Origin of the sequence: Pseudoalteromonas sp. ASV78, from assembly GCF_047806705.1 — a bacterium.
Taxonomy (GTDB): domain Bacteria; phylum Pseudomonadota; class Gammaproteobacteria; order Enterobacterales; family Alteromonadaceae; genus Pseudoalteromonas; species Pseudoalteromonas prydzensis_A.
This window is the reverse complement of the sequence record NZ_JBLOPA010000001.1, coordinates 3,620,432-3,636,356: the sequence shown is the minus strand read 5'-3', so window position 1 is coordinate 3,636,356 and position 15,925 is coordinate 3,620,432. Positions and strand designations below refer to the sequence as shown.

18 protein-coding genes are annotated in these 15,925 nt (G+C 40.2%); 2 read left to right on the top strand and 16 right to left on the bottom strand.

The window, feature by feature from the left end:
* Positions 1–2: 2 nt before the first annotated feature.
* The 16 genes from ACMVDV_RS16590 to ACMVDV_RS16515 all read right to left on the bottom strand — a co-directional run bounded on the left by ACMVDV_RS16590 (position 3) and on the right by ACMVDV_RS16515 (position 14,000).
* A complete protein-coding gene (locus ACMVDV_RS16590; protein ID WP_416158843.1) occupies positions 3–485 on the bottom strand; it encodes a hypothetical protein in 483 nt (160 codons plus the stop codon).
* The gene (locus ACMVDV_RS16585) at positions 472–1,023 is read right to left on the bottom strand and encodes an RNA polymerase sigma factor (protein ID WP_416158842.1); all 552 of its coding nucleotides are present in this window, start codon (positions 1,021–1,023) and stop codon (positions 472–474) included. Before ACMVDV_RS16585 ends, ACMVDV_RS16590 begins: the two co-directional genes overlap by 14 nt.
* A gap of 191 nt (positions 1,024–1,214) precedes the next feature.
* Positions 1,215–3,050: a hypothetical protein gene (locus ACMVDV_RS16580; protein WP_416158841.1), complete on the bottom strand. Its 1,836-nt coding sequence runs from the start codon at positions 3,048–3,050 to the stop codon at positions 1,215–1,217.
* Complete coding sequence (locus ACMVDV_RS16575) at positions 3,050–3,574, bottom strand: PilW family protein (protein WP_416158840.1); 525 nt, start codon at positions 3,572–3,574, stop codon at positions 3,050–3,052. The genes ACMVDV_RS16580 and ACMVDV_RS16575 overlap by 1 nt, the downstream gene beginning before the upstream one ends.
* Positions 3,574–3,987, bottom strand: a complete 414-nt coding sequence (locus ACMVDV_RS16570; RefSeq protein WP_304180098.1) for a type IV pilus modification PilV family protein — start codon at positions 3,985–3,987, stop codon at positions 3,574–3,576. The genes ACMVDV_RS16575 and ACMVDV_RS16570 overlap by 1 nt, the downstream gene beginning before the upstream one ends.
* The gene (locus ACMVDV_RS16565) at positions 3,987–4,436 is read right to left on the bottom strand and encodes a GspH/FimT family pseudopilin (protein WP_304180095.1); all 450 of its coding nucleotides are present in this window, start codon (positions 4,434–4,436) and stop codon (positions 3,987–3,989) included. Before ACMVDV_RS16565 ends, ACMVDV_RS16570 begins: the two co-directional genes overlap by 1 nt.
* Before the next feature lie 2 nt (positions 4,437–4,438).
* Positions 4,439–4,876, bottom strand: coding sequence for a type IV pilin protein (locus tag ACMVDV_RS16560; protein ID WP_416158839.1), 438 nt, complete (start codon positions 4,874–4,876; stop codon positions 4,439–4,441).
* Positions 4,877–5,149: 273 nt separating this feature from the next.
* A complete protein-coding gene (gene rplI, locus ACMVDV_RS16555; protein ID WP_011329089.1) occupies positions 5,150–5,602 on the bottom strand; it encodes a 50S ribosomal protein L9 in 453 nt (150 codons plus the stop codon).
* Positions 5,603–5,638: 36 nt separating this feature from the next.
* On the bottom strand, positions 5,639–5,866 hold the full coding sequence (rpsR, locus tag ACMVDV_RS16550) for a 30S ribosomal protein S18 (protein ID WP_002962753.1): 228 nt from the start codon (positions 5,864–5,866) through the stop codon (positions 5,639–5,641).
* A 12-nt stretch (positions 5,867–5,878) separates the two neighbouring features.
* A complete protein-coding gene (gene priB, locus ACMVDV_RS16545) occupies positions 5,879–6,196 on the bottom strand; it encodes a primosomal replication protein N (protein ID WP_145236977.1) in 318 nt (105 codons plus the stop codon).
* Between the two features lie 54 nt (positions 6,197–6,250).
* Positions 6,251–6,592, bottom strand: coding sequence for a 30S ribosomal protein S6 (gene rpsF, locus ACMVDV_RS16540; RefSeq protein WP_145236974.1), 342 nt, complete (start codon positions 6,590–6,592; stop codon positions 6,251–6,253).
* 242 nt (positions 6,593–6,834) lie between these two features.
* Positions 6,835–8,736: an alpha/beta hydrolase family protein gene (locus ACMVDV_RS16535; RefSeq protein WP_416158838.1), complete on the bottom strand. Its 1,902-nt coding sequence runs from the start codon at positions 8,734–8,736 to the stop codon at positions 6,835–6,837.
* Positions 8,737–8,927: 191 nt separating this feature from the next.
* Positions 8,928–9,674, bottom strand: a complete 747-nt coding sequence (rlmB, locus tag ACMVDV_RS16530) for a 23S rRNA (guanosine(2251)-2'-O)-methyltransferase RlmB (protein ID WP_335679588.1) — start codon at positions 9,672–9,674, stop codon at positions 8,928–8,930.
* Positions 9,671–12,166 carry a ribonuclease R gene (rnr, locus tag ACMVDV_RS16525; protein ID WP_416158837.1) on the bottom strand — a complete coding sequence of 832 codons (2,496 nt, stop codon included), beginning with the start codon at positions 12,164–12,166 and terminating at the stop codon, positions 9,671–9,673. Before rnr ends, rlmB begins: the two co-directional genes overlap by 4 nt.
* Before the next feature lie 119 nt (positions 12,167–12,285).
* A complete protein-coding gene (locus tag ACMVDV_RS16520; RefSeq protein WP_416158836.1) occupies positions 12,286–12,900 on the bottom strand; it encodes a response regulator transcription factor in 615 nt (204 codons plus the stop codon).
* Complete coding sequence (locus ACMVDV_RS16515) at positions 12,897–14,000, bottom strand: sensor histidine kinase (protein ID WP_416158835.1); 1,104 nt, start codon at positions 13,998–14,000, stop codon at positions 12,897–12,899. Before ACMVDV_RS16515 ends, ACMVDV_RS16520 begins: the two co-directional genes overlap by 4 nt.
* Before the next feature lie 315 nt (positions 14,001–14,315).
* On the opposite strand from ACMVDV_RS16515, the gene ACMVDV_RS16510 reads away from it, so the two are divergent.
* Positions 14,316–15,182, top strand: a complete 867-nt coding sequence (locus tag ACMVDV_RS16510) for a DMT family transporter (RefSeq protein ID WP_416158834.1) — start codon at positions 14,316–14,318, stop codon at positions 15,180–15,182.
* Entirely contained in the window at positions 15,182–15,877 is a 696-nt protein-coding gene (locus ACMVDV_RS16505; RefSeq protein ID WP_416159112.1) for a glycerophosphodiester phosphodiesterase, read from the top strand. The genes ACMVDV_RS16510 and ACMVDV_RS16505 overlap by 1 nt, the downstream gene beginning before the upstream one ends.
* Positions 15,878–15,925: the final 48 nt, after the last annotated feature.

The following is a 15,925-nucleotide window of genomic DNA, read 5'->3' as shown; positions in this document are numbered from 1 at the left end:
TCCTAAATTTGTTGCCACTTCGGTGCATGCACCTTATTGATTAAGTCTAATTGTTGCTGATAAACCTGTGCGAGCATTTTTAACAGCGCTGGATTTTCAGGTTCATTTTCCAGTGCTTGCTTGATTGCCCGCTCAGCATCTTCTAATTCAACCAATTGCTGTTGCCAGTTATCGGTCAGCGCGGGCTGATTTTGATATTGCACTAATAAAGTTTGTTTTTGCTGGGTAAAATAGTCACTCATCACCACACTGGTTGCAGGCTCAGCAGCTGAAAATAACAACTGCACTGTTAATAAAGCGGCAACTGAACATGCAGCCACGCCAGCTAGTTTGGGCCACAGTACAGTTTTAACTTGTGGCTGCGGCGCATGTGTTAACGCTTTTTCTATACCTGGCCATAAATCTTTTTGTGGCGTAATTTCTGAGTCAGTGTTGTTAATGGACTCAGCTAAAAAGGTTTCAAAATCTGGCTTATTCATTGTCATACCACTCTTTTAATAACTGACGGGCGCGATGAAATTGCGACTTACTAGAACCCACTGCCATTCCTAACATAGTGGCAATTTCTTCATGGCGATAACCTTCAATGGCGTGCAACACAAACACCATACGCGCTCGCTCTGGGAGCCTAAGTACTAACTTATCCAGTCCATTGAGTCCTTGGCAATCTGTTGCGCTTTGTTCATCCATACCGCTTTGCTCGAAGCTCACTACTTTTTGCAACCAATTCTTATGTTTACGTAAATAGCTAATCGCAATATTACTGGTGACACTGTGCAGCCAAGTTGAAAACTGTGACTGCCCTTCAAAGCTGGCGATTTTATGCCACAGCTGCACAAACACTTCTTGAGTTGCATCTTCGGCATGTTCGCGATCTGCGAGTAACCGTAAGCACAAACCATAGACCCGTTTTACATGTAATTCATAAAGTGCCGCATAGGCATTTTGATCACCGCTTTTTACACGCGTAATAAGTGCATCTTCGCTTAACTGTGTAAAAGCCTGTTTTGCATCTATCAACATCTCAGATGTTGTCCCTTTATGATTATTATTATGAAATGAGTATACCTAAGCACTCAGGAAATACGATCTTTCAGAATTTTAAGTTTCTTGAATAGTTAGACGTGAGATGTAAGTGAAAAGGTTTAAATGAAATAAAATTCTTTTTTACAAAAAACGGCTAACTACAGAGTTAGCCGTTATTAGAGGGGGAATTAAATTGTCGGTTCTATTGGTTCTTCAACAGGCTCTGCTGTTAGTGGTGTTGGAGCTTTATATGACCAGCCAAGAAAAACCAGTTTACTTGTAGTGGAACTACTACCGCCATTACTAACATTTGATAGATTTAAATCATGATGAATGCCACCTCGTCCAGAGGCTGTTACTGTCTTTCCTCGAATAGAGCCGCTAAAGCCACCATTAGCCACAATACTAACATCCGTTTTAGGAGCATAAATTGCAGCATATAAATCAGAATCAGCGCTAATATCTATGCCATTAGCTTCTGAAAAACCAGAGTAAATACTAAAAACGGGTTTACCGGTATCAGTTAAACCATGCTTCATAGTGATAGCACCAGCAGCTGCATTCATAGTTACTTTTCCAGCAATATAAAGCGTTAAACTACTGCCAGGTGCAATATCTATAAAAGAATCGCCAGTCATTTTAAAGTTACCATTTACGATTAGCGTAACATCACCACAGGTTACTTTTAAGATGCCATTATTTAAAGTAAAGCCACCAGATTTAAGTACTTTTTGGTCGATTTGCTCGTTAATTGTAGCCAGTTGATAATTCAGCGTTGCCGGTGGCTCACCTAACCAATTTTCCCATACATAAGCCCCTTGGTTCTCTATTTTAGATTGACCAATTTCAGGGGTTAACTCATAAATCACTCGAGTTTCGGGCTGGCCAACAACTAAGGTTGTGGTACTGTGTTTAACTAAAATATCTTCAGCTGCAGGGTCGGTTAGATCATTTACAACACTTTCAATATCAATAGGATCGCATTGCACTTTACTGGCTTCAAAGTTATCAGGATCTTGAAAAGCTACCAACTCGACATGTGGCGATTCATTATAGCGAGTATCAGAATATAGAATACCATCTTGCTCTAAGTGTGCAGCTAATCCTGCCGGCGCTTTTAATGTATTGCCGTACATGACATCGAGTCCATCATTATTTTTATTTACGAGGACTGTGCTTGCACTATTATTTGGAAAAATTAAATCGTTATTAGCACGAATAACACCCAGTATCTTACCTTGTTTCCATATTACATCACCACCTGATAATACGTCGCCGCCGACAGCTGTATCAAGTGGGAAACCTTCAGGTAAAAGAGGATCGGTTGATACTGTAAAATTCGAATCTATCTCAATACTATTATTTGCTTTTAAACTACCCACAATAGGAGACGAGCCTGAAAAAATAATACTTCCAGTAGCATGAACACTGCCCCAAATAGTTGAAGCACCAGATAACGTCACGTCTTTATCTTTATAAATAGTGCCTATTACAGCAGCGGCTTCGGCATTACCGGGATCGTAATCGCCTAGGCTTGAGTCATAACTATCAATGCGACCACTGGCACTGAGTGACACCCCTTCACAACCCACGATTGCATTTTCAAAAACAGAGCCACCTTTACCTGGCGTAAAACCAAACCGTGCCACTAAATTACTTTGTGCATCGCCATTATAACGCTCACCAATGCTAGAGATTTCCAGCTCTCCAGCAGCATTTTTAGCGATACTTGCATTATAAGTAGCATCATCGCCAATCAAACCAATACCAGAGATATTACCTGTTGCAGCAATTAAACCATCGATATCTAAGCTTTTATCATCTAATAAAGCTTGCTGTAGTAACTTAGCTTCTTCAAAAACACCTTTTTCAGCCAATAATCGGCTATTCATTTTCTTTTGAAAATTACCGCTCATACGCTCTTGAACAATATTTTCACGCAATGAATTAAGCACCACAATACTCGCCATACTGGTGAGGATAAGTACTGTAACAAGTGTAAAACCGCATTGTTTTTTAGCCATTACACACCACCAAAAGCATTGTTTAAAATCACATTAGATACAGCAATATCAATGGCAATCGTGTTACCAAATTGCGCAGGTAAGTTTTCTGGGCCAACATTAATAGTGACAATATTGTTATCAATTGCAAAACTCAACTGGGCGACTCCCGTCAATAACCGCTCTGCTGGAGCAGCTCCTATCGCACACATTAAATTAGAGCCAGCTAAGCTATAAACCTCTGTAATAGCAGCGGCTGAGACGCTGCCATTGCAGCTAATAACCCCAGCTGGCTGAGAAATAGTTATTGTTGAACCATCTGCGGCAAGCACTGGTACTGTTGGAGTTTGCTTTATACTACGATTAAACACTTTGCTGGTATAGCGGATCACTTCTTGCGCATTTTCCAGCTCTTTACTAACAGTAATAGTGCCTTGAATAGCGGAGTATGACAGGCTAACACCAGCTAGTAGGAATGAACCAGCGGCTAGAGCCACCGTCAGTTCTACTAGGGTATAACCTCGTATGCGTGATAAAACGCTCATCAGATACAGCCAACGGGTAGTTCGGGGTAACTAGCATTTAAGGTAATTTGATTTTCTAATTGAGCAGGGTCTTGTTGCTTGATCCGCTCATCAGCCCATGAAACGGTAATTTGCATATCATGTCCATATGTTGCAGGTAAGCTCAGTTGATAATCATCTAGTTGTGGGCCTAAAAAAGCACGAAAATTGGCTTCGGTAAATAATGCCGGATTTGTTGTTTGTAATTCACACAAGCGAGGCCAAATACGCTCTAAGGTATTTTGCCCTTGCACCAGCGATACAGTGTAATTAAAACTGTTAGTGGCATATTGGAGTGATTTGAGTTGTGCTGCTGCCAACCCTAATAAAGCAATACCGGCAATAACCACCGACAGCATCACCTCTAATAATGAAAAACCACTTTGTTTAATCATTATGCACACGCCACTGACTGTTCAGCCAACCAATTTTGGCCGCTTTTTAAAATGCACAAGTAATAATCTACCGTTTTATCATTGTCATCTTTAACTAAAATCTCGCTCGCCGCAGAGATTTCGCCACTTGACCAGACAGTTCGATCGACTAACCCAACGGTTACGCCTTGGTGTTGGATCACAAATTCTTTTAATACCGTATCAACTCCATCAACAGCTGCTTTTACCTGCCATTTATCGCCACTTACCACTAATTTAACATCACGATCACGCTTGACGGCTTCACTACGCGCATATTTATAAACACTGTTCAGTTGATTGGCAGTAGTCACCACGCGATCTTGCATGATTTGCTGGCTAAATGATGGAAACGCTAATACTGCCATGATCGCTACAATCCCAACCACGATCATTAGCTCTACTAATGTGAAACCTGCTGTTCGAGTCATTGTTATTCCCAGCAATTATTAGCGTCAGCTGATTGTGTACCATCATGCTTAATCACTAAAGCACCGCAACGATCTCCCACTTGGGCAGAGCCTAGTTTTGGAGTTGCCGTTAATGTAAATGCACGACTTTTAAAATTAGCATCCGCTGCAGCGCCGCTAACGCGGTTTAGCGCTTTATAAGTAAAAGTATAAAAATCTGTATTTGTTGCCGTGTCAAAAGCGTTTGGATAACCACCATTACGCGAATAAATCCGCTCTAAGATTGCACCATGTTGCAACATTACTTGTTGAATATCGGCACGGCGACTGCGCTCCATATGCTCAATATATGGAGGCATAGCAACGCTATATAAAATGCCTAGAATAGCGACTACGATTAATAGCTCGATTAATGTGAAACCAGCAGCAAGCTTCGCATTTTTCATCATCTGTTGTTTCAATTTTTACATCCTTAACACTATGCCCAGTGCACAAACAATATACAGTGACAACGCTGTCATTGTCAACAATCTGTAACCTAATTACAATGTCGCTACATTCTAATAGGTATAAATAATTAGTTTTTATTTTAAATCAAACAATACCAGATAAAAAACCTAAAAAAGGGACTTTAATCAATATTTATGCGGAAAATGACATGTAGTGATATGGGTGAGAGTAATAAACAAAAAAGCCGCACTTTTCAGCACGGCTTTTTTCGCTTAATTAAAAAATTAAGCTTCAGCGATCACGATTACTTTGATAGTAGCCGTTACTTCTGAATGAACTGCGATTGATACGTCAAATTCGCCAGTCTCACGGATAGTACCTAGAGGTAAACGAACTTCTGACTTAGCAACTTCAACACCAACAGCTGAGATAGCGTCAGCGATGTCGCGAGTACCGATAGAACCGAATAACTTACCTTCGTCACCGGCTTTAGATACTAATGTAACTTCAGCTAATGCTTCTAACTTATCGGCGCGTGCTTGTGCAGCAACAAGCTGGTCAGCGATTTTCGCTTCAAGCTCAGCACGACGTGCGTCAAAAGTTTCAATGTTAGCTTTAGTTGCAGGAACTGCCTTACCTTGTGGGAAAAGGAAGTTACGTGCGAAGCCAGATTTAACTACAACCTGGTCACCTAGGCCACCTAGGTTAGCGATCTTATCTAGTAGAATAACTTGCATGTTTCTACACCTTTTAAAAACGTGTTAATCCGCTGCTTACTTATGTAAGTCAGTGTATGGAAGAAGGGCTAAGTAGCGAGCACGCTTGATAGCAGTTGCTAGCTGGCGCTGGTATTTAGCGCTAGTACCTGTAATACGGCTAGGTACGATTTTGCCACTTTCTGTAACATAGTTTCTAAGAGTAGCTAGATCTTTATAATCGATTTGTTGTACGCCTTCCGCTTTAAAGCGGCAGAACTTACGACGTCTGAAATAACGTGCCATGAGATAAATTCCTCAAATAATTCTTTCTATATGCTGAGCATGCAAAACCAATTGGCTAAGGCCGTTACGACCTTCGTGACGATTTAAAAAACCGCTCACTTGCAATGCCTGCCCAACGTGCAAATGTTGAGTCTGTTGTTGCATTTGCTTACCACTGGCAACCACTTGAAGCCTGACATAACTATTACGGTTAAGGTCTGCTTCAACTTGCATTGATTTATGTTCTACAACAAAAATACAATGCGGGATACCAGCAGGGCTTTGGCTAAACTTAGGTGTTTTACAAACAACCCCAGAAATAACCAGCTGATTCATAAAAGGACTGACCATATGGTTTACCTTAAAATTCTCGCTGATCAAACGCCATGCTTGGACTCAAAACAATTAAGCAGCTGGTGCTTCTTTCTTCTCTTCTCTTACAAGAGGAGATGCTTCAGTTACAGCGTCTTTAGTACGCATAACTAAGTTACGAAGCACTGCATCGTTGTAGCGGAAAGTAGTTTCTAGCTCGCTGATTACTTCAGTAGGTGCTTCAACGTTCATAAGAACATAATGAGCTTTATGAAGCTTGTTGATTGGGTATGCCAATTGACGGCGGCCCCAGTCTTCAAGACGGTGGATAACACCACCAGCTTCAGTGATAGAACCAGTATAACGTTCGATCATACCAGAAACTTGCTCACTCTGATCTGGGTGAACCATGAATACGATTTCGTAATGACGCATGGATATTCCTTACGGTTAATAGAGCCTTCTACCGTTTCAGCCGGTCGGTTTAAGGCAAGGAATTAATATTAATTAGGCCGAAATGAGCGCGCATTTTACGCTTAGTTGGATAATTAAGCAAGTAGGTTTTATAAGTTCGATAGTAAACAAATTTGCTTATTCAACTAGACAGTTTTTAATAGCTAAAAAATAAAGCCGATGCTAAACACGTCGGCTTTATTATTATAAAAATTATTTACATGTTATAAGTTTTTTTGCAGAAAAGTGCTTACTTCTGAGAACAATATTTTTTGGCTTTCTAAATCATCAAAAAAATGCGTGCCATCTTTGATTTCTACATATTTGACGTCAACGTGGTTTTTAGCCTTACTATAAAAAGCACTCGATTGCCTATAGTCAACTCGGGTATCGTTATCACCATGAATAAGTAGTACTGGGGCTTTAATTTTGTCAATCATATTAATGGCTGATACATCAGCTAACGCGTTTACAGCATTACTATCTGTCATATCAACAATATTACCTAAATAAGACCCTTGCCTATTTTCACCTTCAACAAAAGTTTCAAGATCTGATACGCCTGATACACTAATTATACACTTAAAACGATAAGGTTCTTGAGCTGCGGCCGTTAATGCCACATAACCACCATAGCTTGAGCCATAAATACACGCATTGCCTTTTTTAGCTAAACCAGAATCGATTGCCCAATCCATCGCATCGTACACATCTTGTTGCATACGCTTACCCCACTGATAATAACCAGCAGTTTCAAATTGACTCCCAAAACCAGCTGAACCTCTAAAGTTAACCTGTAGCACCCCATAGCCCAGACTCACTAGATACTGTAATTCTTTATTAAAATACTTGTAGTCCCTTGCATTAGGCCCACCATGAGGCATAACAATTAATGGTGGCTGTTTAGCCTCTTTTGGCTGGGTATAATAGCCTGAAATATTCATACCATCACTGGCTTTAAAATTATAGCTTTGTACAGTAGTGAATTCTTTTGATGCCAAATATGGATATTGAGCGAGCCAAACCCCACCTTTTTTAGTGTTTAAATCAAAGTAGTAATAAACTGGAATACTGCTATCACTTACCACATACGCTAATAACCGATTATGGTCACGATTTCGACTGGCAATTGTTACTTGTTTATCTCTAAATAGCTTACCGACTGCTTGCTCTTGTTGAGCATCTTCTTCTGAAAAATAATGGGTTTGGTAAAAGTCATCGTAGTAACCAACTCCAATCAAATCTCCTTCGCTATTTCTTATAGTATTACTTAAATCATAACTATCATGACTATAAACTAGTGATTCAAATTCGCCTGAAGCGATGTCATATAACCACAGTGCTTCACGGCCAAGTTCTCTGTCTGACATTACATAGGCTTTAGTACCGTCAGTCGTTAGTGCCTCGATACTAAATGTGCTATCTTCACCCCAAGTGTGAGTATGTATTTTTTTTAACTCATCTTCTTTTTTTGCACGATACCATACTGAGGCTGTAAATTTATCGTCTTTTTCTTCTACAGCAATACCTAAGCGTACCACTCCCTTATTATCAGCATACCAGCTACTAATGTCTTCTTCATTACGCTGTATTTTTTCAAATTGAGAATCACCTAAATTAACTCGAAAAACAGAATATGCACTATCGTTTTCATCGTAAGTAGACACTAGTGCATAATCGGTTTCGTGTTTAAGTGATGATACTAATCTAAAGCTTTGATATTTATAAAAACGACTTTTTGAAAAGCGTTTAGTGGTCAATACTTTGTGTTCACCTGTTGTCACATCAAAAGCATATAATCGAGAAATACGTAAAAACTGACCATAACTATATTCAGGGTAGCTGGTTGAAACAATTACATACTTGTCACCAGACCAACGTATAAAATCAACACGATCTCGTTTTTTTTTCATTCGAGCAAGAATATTTAGTTCAATACTTGGGAATTTTGTAATGCTAACGGTTGGCCCATCATCAGCATTATAAACCGTTGCTATCATTTCTCCGTTTGGCGATATCTGTGGTTGCTCGACTATTGGTAAGTGAGCATAAGCATCCCATGGATTTTCTTTTGCGTAAGTTGATGTAGAGATAAAAGCAAAGCATATCAATATAGCTCTGAACATAGATTCATCCTTAATTTTATATTATTTTAATTATCATGATATTAACCATAGCACTATAATAACATTTATTTAAAGATTTGAATTGATAAAGCTTTAGCGTTGCATTCTTTAAAATAGGAAAATAGAGGAGAATAAAAAAGCTGCTATGTAAAAAGCAGCGTTTAAACTTTTATTTTGAACAATAATTATTACTAAGCTTGTGTCGCATTTCGCTGACGCAGCACTTCAAACAAACAAATGCCTGTTGCTACAGATACGTTTAAGCTTGAAACGGTGCCGGCCATGGGGATTTTAACTAACACATCGCAATGCTCGCGCGTTAAGCGACGCATACCTTCGCCTTCGGCGCCCATAACAATCGCCATAGGGCCAGTTAGATTGGCATCAAATACATGCACATCGGTTTCACCCGCAGTGCCAACCACCCATACACCGGCGTCTTTCATTTCACGCAAAGTACGAGCGAGGTTAGTTACTTGAATAAGCGGTACTGTTTCAGCGGCGCCACAGGCCACTTTGCGTGCTGTGCCATTTAATTTAGCTGACTTATCTTTTGGCACAATGATCGCGTGTACGCCAGCGGCATCGGCACTACGCAAACAGGCACCTAAGTTATGTGGATCTGTTATGCCGTCTAAAACCAGTAAAAATGGCGTTTCTTCACGAGCAATGATTGCATCCAAATCTTTTTCATTGAAAGTCGGTGCTGCGATAACGTTAGCAATAATGCCTTGGTGCTGTTCACCCTTTGATTTGTTATCAAGGGCTTTACGTTGCATAAATTGTACAGAAATACCAAATTTACGCGCTTCTTCAATGATTGGAGACAAGCGTTTGTCGTCACGTCCTTTTAGGGCATAAATCTCAATAAAACGCTCCGGCTCACTTGCGAATATTGCTTCAACAGAGTGAAAGCCAAAAATTAATTCATTACTCACGTATCACTTGCTCCTGAACTCTTACTTTTACGGGCATTTTTGCCGGATCTTTTCGGCTTTTTAACGGCCTTTTTTTTCGGTTTTTTTGCTGTTGTGGTAGTGGTTGCTGCAGCTGACTTCCCTGCTGGCTTCTTTTTACCTCTACTAGCACTGCTTTTTTTTGGCTTTGCTTTGCTTTGTTCAGCGCGACCTTTATGCTCAGCAGCTACTGTTTCATCAGCTTTTTTACCTGGTATTTTACCACGTTTTAACTGCGAACGAACGCTTGCTGGGGCATGGCCTTTCGCGTCACTACGGCGACGTGCATATCTATCTTGTGCCGCATTGCCATCTATCGTTAAGTTAATACGCCGCTCATCTAAGCTTACCGATGCCACCTGAACCGTTACTTTATCGCCTAAACGATACACCTTACGAGAATGCTCGCCAATTAAGCAATGTTTAGTGCCATCGTATTGGAAGTATTCATCGCCTAAATTAGTCACGTGGATCAGACCATCAATTTGTAAATCAGCTAAGCGAATAAACAAACCAAAGTTGGTAACCGATGAGATCACCCCGTCAAATTCGTCGCCCACATGATCTTGCATATATTCGCACTTAAGCCAATCGGCTACTTCGCGAGTTGCATCATCGGCACGACGCTCCGTATTTGAACACTGCTCACCTAACTGGGCAACTTCTTCGTCGCTGTATACATAAGCACCGGATGTCACCATGCCCTGTGCTTTTAAAATGCCTTTAATGGCACGGTGTACCACTAAATCAGGGTAACGACGAATAGGCGAGGTAAAGTGTGCGTATTCACCCAACGATAAACCAAAGTGACCAATATTCTCCGCTTGATACACTGCCTGTTTCATCGAACGCAGTAACATAGTTTGAATAAGCTCAGCATCGGGACGATCGCCAAGTTTAGCTAATACGTGAGTAATTTCTTTCGGCGTTGGCTCGTCACTGAGTGTTGATTCAATACCCAGCTCGGAAAGGAACTGCCTAAAGTTCCCCAGCTTTTCACTATCAGGCTCTGCGTGAACACGGTAAAGTGCGCTGGCTTCATGTTTTTCAAGCATTTTGGCCGCAGATACATTAGCCAAAATCATACATTCTTCGATCAGCTTATGCGCATCGTTACGCAGCACAGGCACAATAGACTCAATTTTACGTTGGGCGTTAAATACAAAGCGTGTTTCAAGGGTTTCAAATTCTATCGCACCACGCTCTTGGCGTGCAGCCTTTAATGCCATGTACATTTGCTGTAAATCAGTTAAATGTGGCACAACCGCCGCGTACTCGGTACGGAGCTTTTCATCGTTTTGTAAAATAGCGTTTACTTTGGTGTAAGTTAACCGCGCATGTGAATTCATCACCGCTTCGTAAAAACGATAACCCGACAGTTTACCTTCAGCCGATACCAACATTTCCGCGACCATACATAAACGGTCAACTTTTGGATTTAGTGAGCATAACCCGTTGGACAATACTTTTGGCAGCATAGGAATAACTTGCTCAGGGAAATACACTGAGTTACCACGCTCGATTGCCTCGGCATTAAGTGGCGTATTCATTGCAACGTAATGCGATACATCGGCAATCGCCACCCATAAGCGCCAGCCACCCGATTCAACAGGCTCACAATATACGGCATCATCAAAATCGCGGGCGTCTTCGCCATCAATCGTAACCAATGGTAAATCACGTAAATCAACTCGGTTTTGTTTATCGGCTTCTTCGACAAACTCACCTAAATGTGCAACTTGCTTTTCAACCGCTTCTGGCCAAACATGAGGAATATCGTGATTACGCAGCGCGACTTCAATTTCCATACCCGGCGCTAAATGCTCACCCAATACATCAATCACTTTACCTACCGCATTCATATTGCGATTTGGGTTTTGAGTGATTTGTACTTGCACCATTTGGTTATGGCGAGCGCCGTTTTCACTGCCAGGTAAAATAATAATATCTTGCGTAATGCGCGGATCTTCCGCCACCACCACAGCAATACCATGCTCAACAAAATAGCGGCCAACAATCGGCGCGCGTTCGCCAGACAATACTTTAATAATGCGTGCGTCACACTTGCCGCCAGAGCCGCGTTTGCTGCCTTTAGCAAGCACAATGTCACCATGCAGTACCATACTCATTTGATGCTTGGCAATAAACCAGTCTTTACTTTCGCCTTCGACTTCTAAAAAGCCAAACCCATCACGGTGACCAATTACTTTACCTTTAACAAGCCCAGCTTCATCAATTAAGGCGTAGCATTTGAATTTATTAAAGAACAGTTGACCGTCGCGCTCCATGGCACGTAAGCGACGCTTGAAAGCAATTTGGCGTTCATCATCGCTTACTGCTAATTCCTCACATAATTGATGGAAGTTAGCTGGCTTGGCGCGCTCTTTTAGGTGAGTAAGTATAAACTCACGACTTGGGACAGGGTTTTCGTACTTTTCTTGTTCTCGACTGAGATTAGGATCTTGGTTTGACATTCACTATCTTGTTAGTTGGTTATGACGTTATTTTAACCCATAACCAATCAATGAGACAGGCAAAAGCTATGAAACTTTTAAGAAAGCGTATTTAGATGAGCTAAATTAACTGAAAAAGTCTATAACCAGCCTTTTTGTTTAGCTATACGCGCCGCATCCACTCGGTTACAGGCATTGAGTTTAGCAATCGCATCGGATAAATAATTACGTACCGTGCCTTCGCTTAAATATAACTTGGCGGCAATATCGGCTGTTTTCAACCCTTCGCCTGCGAGTTGCAATGCTTTTCGTTCTTTATCTGTCAGTGGAGCAACATCATCTAATGCGTTAATAGCAAGCTCAGGATCAATGACCTTTTGTCCGTGCATTACTTTTTTAAGCGCACTAATTAATTCATCACTTGGGGCTTCTTTTAAAATAAAGCCCTTCACACCAGCATTTAAAGAGCGCCGAATATAACCCGCACGCGAAAAGGTGGTCATAATAACTATTTTTATCGCAGGGTATTTTGATGCAATTTGCTCACTGAGTTCGATGCCGTTCATGCTAGGCATTTCGATATCAGTTAAAATAATATCAGGCAGTGAGTTGCTATCGAGCATATTTATGGCTGTTAATGCATCTTGTCCGTTACTTGCTTGGCCAATTACTTCAATATTAAAATCTAGACTTAATAATGCTGCGATTGCGTCGCGTACAAGTGCCTGATCTTCTACTAAATACACCTTGATCATTGTAAATCCCTCGCTGTTAAAGGCAGCATTACAGTTAAACTAAAGTTATTCTCACAGGTAAATGTAGCCTTACCGTCTAGCTGCTCTGCGCGTTCTTTAATGCCATTTAAACCATTTCCAGGTTTTATTGAGCTGCATGGTGAATTATCAATCACATTGATTATTAATTGCTGCTGATTTTGCGTTATGTTAACTATACATGTCTTGGTGCTGCTATGGCGTAGTAAGTTAGTAACAGCTTCCTTAATGATAAGACCTGCTATGCCTTCTACTTTCGCAGGTAGCGCAGTTAATTTCACGTTTAAATCAGCCTCAAAACCGTGTTCAATTAGCCTTTGTTTTAATTGGGAAATTTGACTAGTAAGGTTGAGCTGTTTTAAATCACTGACAGCACTTCTCACATCACTTAATAGCTGCCTTGCAAGTTCGGCCACTTGGTCTATTTCGCTATTTGCTTGGCTGTAGCGTTGTGCATGATTAAGTTTACTTGCCAGCTCTGCTTTTAATGCAATTGATGATAATGAATGCCCTAAAATATCATGTAGATCGCGGGCAATACGTTCCCGTTCAGCAATGGCTGCTATTTGCTCTAATTGCTTTGCGCTTTGTTGTTCACGGCTTTTATGTATTTGCTCCCTTTTTGCAGCTATGCCATAGCTAAATAAAGCGGCACATAAAATTAAAGCGACGGCTAAAAAATACTCAAGCTTTGCCAATCCACTTATATACGCGCTACTTAAAACCGCTAATATTATTGCTAAAGCGGCATAAACTCGCTGTTCTTTGTTGTAGCTAAAACCTGCAACATAGGCTGCAAAACCAAATAAGGTCGGGGTACCAGACGTAAAGAACGTAGCGCTAAAACAAATTATAAGCAGGCCCACAAAGAGCGTCGTTACCTTTGTGCTGTCACAGTTTATTGCTTTGATATACAAAAGGACAAAAGCACAATAAAAAACTAAAGACATGGTAACTTGTTTAGCCGTAAAGTTTTCAAAATCAATAATTAACGGCAATAAATAAAAGCCTGTAAAAATTAAATGTCCATATTTCCAAAACCCTTTATCTATTTGCTTAGCAACCGTGTGAAGTGAACTCATACTAAGATCCTTGGCATATCGTTTTATTTATAGTTATGTTTTGACTAAATAACACAAAAACACATAAGAGCATAAAGTAACCAGTGCAACTCATATGCACGCTATATATTTCAAAAAACTCACTGATATCTAGACTTATTGAAATTAAAGCATTCATAATTACCTCCATTTGAATACGGTAACTATGCCAGCCCCTAAACAAAATAAGAGTGTAAAATGTCATCAACTTCACTGACATTTGTCATCTTTTAAAAATTTCACCTTATAGTAAATAAGCCAGTGATAAGATAGTAAAAAATAGGAGTTCGAGTTTACATGCACCCTCAGCAGCAAAGTTTAATTTATCTACACATCGCCGTATTACTGTTTGGTGGCACTGCGTTGTTTGCCAAGCTAATTAACTTAAATGCGCTAGATATAACAGTATATCGAGCCGCTATTGCCGGTATAGCTATTCTGTTTTTGCTGTTATGGCAAAACAAAGCCATTAAACTCAATAACACTAAAGATTACCTGATTGCATTATTTTTAGGCGCTACAGTAGGCATACACTGGGTAACCTATTTTGCTGGTATGCAAATGGCGGGAATTACTATTGGTATGATTGCATTTTTTACCTATCCGGTGATCACCGTTTTCATTGAACCCTTTTTTAATGGTAACAAACCTAAAGTAAACGATTTGCTCAGTGCGTGCGTAGTAATAACCGGCATTTATTTGCTGATCCCAAATGCGGATATCGGCAATGATGTCACTTTAGGTGTGCTCACAGGTGTTATTTCAGCGTTTTTTTTCGCATTTAGAAATATTATCCATAAACGCTATTTTAGCCAATATGGCGGGCCACAAACCATGTTTTATCAAACTATGGTGGCAAGTATTGTATTATGTGCTTTTATAGAAGTACCAGTAATTAATGTATCTACTCGCGATATCGGGCTGTTACTGATTGCTGGGGTAATATTTACAGCAACCCCACATTCTTTATTTGCGGCTAGTTTACAATATTTATCAGCATCAACAGCGGGACTTATTTCTTGTTTACAGCCTTTGTATGGGACATTTTTAGCTTTTTTGCTGTTGCATGAACAACCTTCGCTACTGACTCTACTTGGCGGTGCTATGGTGATCAGTGCAGCATTTTATGAAACATGGTCAGTTACTCGGAAACACACATTATGATAAAAGTTTTTGCTCATCGCGGCGCCAGTGGCACTTACCCTGAGAACACCCAAAGTGCGATTACAGCTGCTGTAGATATAGAAGTTGATGGTATTGAAGTCGATGTTCAAAGTTGTTTAGATGATTACATGATCATCCACGATAGCTGGCTAGATCGCACCACCAGTGGCCGTGGTAAAGTAACCAAACTCACCCGAGAGCAAATCCAATGTTTTGATGCAGGTAATAACGAGCGTGTCCCGACCTTACAACAAACCATTGATTGGGTTAACAATAAAACATTATTAAACCTCGAGTTGAAACACACTTTTGCACTGGATAAATTTGTTGAGCTGATTGAAGCAAATATTGCAGCTAAAAAACTGTCACGCGACAATCTTTTAGTCTCTTCGTTTGATCACCATCAACTCATGTGGTTAAAACAACAGTTACCATGGCTAAAAATTGGTGCCTTAACAGCCTCTATTCCTATCAACTATGCCGAATTTGCCCAGCGCTTACAGGCGTTTAGTATTCATGTTGATAAAAACTTTATTAATCATCAATTTGTCGCTGATGCTAAGCAACGCAGTTTAGATATTTATGCATACACCGTTGATAAACAAGAAGATATAGAACTGATGCTTAATTATGGTATAGACGGTATTTTTACTAACTATCCATGTAATACGAAAATGATTTTAAATTCACTTTAAATCAGCTGCACTTGCTACTGCAGTTCGTCCTATATTCTTGAATTAAAT

Excerpts from the sequence above, each read along its gene's own strand:
- ACMVDV_RS16590 (WP_416158843.1), bottom strand. The coding sequence starts at position 485 with ATGACAATGAATAAGCCAGATTTTGAAACCTTTTTAGCTGAGTCCATT.
- ACMVDV_RS16585 (WP_416158842.1), bottom strand. The coding sequence starts at position 1,023 with ATGTTGATAGATGCAAAACAGGCTTTTACACAGTTAAGCGAAGATGCA.
- ACMVDV_RS16580 (WP_416158841.1), bottom strand. The coding sequence starts at position 3,050 with ATGGCTAAAAAACAATGCGGTTTTACACTTGTTACAGTACTTATCCTC.
- ACMVDV_RS16575 (WP_416158840.1), bottom strand. The coding sequence starts at position 3,574 with ATGAGCGTTTTATCACGCATACGAGGTTATACCCTAGTAGAACTGACG.
- ACMVDV_RS16570 (WP_304180098.1), bottom strand. The coding sequence starts at position 3,987 with ATGATTAAACAAAGTGGTTTTTCATTATTAGAGGTGATGCTGTCGGTG.
- ACMVDV_RS16565 (WP_304180095.1), bottom strand. The coding sequence starts at position 4,436 with ATGACTCGAACAGCAGGTTTCACATTAGTAGAGCTAATGATCGTGGTT.
- rplI (WP_011329089.1), bottom strand. The coding sequence starts at position 5,602 with ATGCAAGTTATTCTACTAGATAAGATCGCTAACCTAGGTGGCCTAGGT.
- rpsR (WP_002962753.1), bottom strand. The coding sequence starts at position 5,866 with ATGGCACGTTATTTCAGACGTCGTAAGTTCTGCCGCTTTAAAGCGGAA.
- priB (WP_145236977.1), bottom strand. The coding sequence starts at position 6,196 with ATGGTCAGTCCTTTTATGAATCAGCTGGTTATTTCTGGGGTTGTTTGT.
- rpsF (WP_145236974.1), bottom strand. The coding sequence starts at position 6,592 with ATGCGTCATTACGAAATCGTATTCATGGTTCACCCAGATCAGAGTGAG.
- ACMVDV_RS16535 (WP_416158838.1), bottom strand. The coding sequence starts at position 8,736 with ATGTTCAGAGCTATATTGATATGCTTTGCTTTTATCTCTACATCAACT.
- rnr (WP_416158837.1), bottom strand. The coding sequence starts at position 12,166 with ATGTCAAACCAAGATCCTAATCTCAGTCGAGAACAAGAAAAGTACGAA.
- ACMVDV_RS16520 (WP_416158836.1), bottom strand. The coding sequence starts at position 12,900 with ATGATCAAGGTGTATTTAGTAGAAGATCAGGCACTTGTACGCGACGCA.
- ACMVDV_RS16515 (WP_416158835.1), bottom strand. The coding sequence starts at position 14,000 with ATGAGTTCACTTCACACGGTTGCTAAGCAAATAGATAAAGGGTTTTGG.
- ACMVDV_RS16510 (WP_416158834.1), top strand. The coding sequence starts at position 14,316 with ATGCACCCTCAGCAGCAAAGTTTAATTTATCTACACATCGCCGTATTA.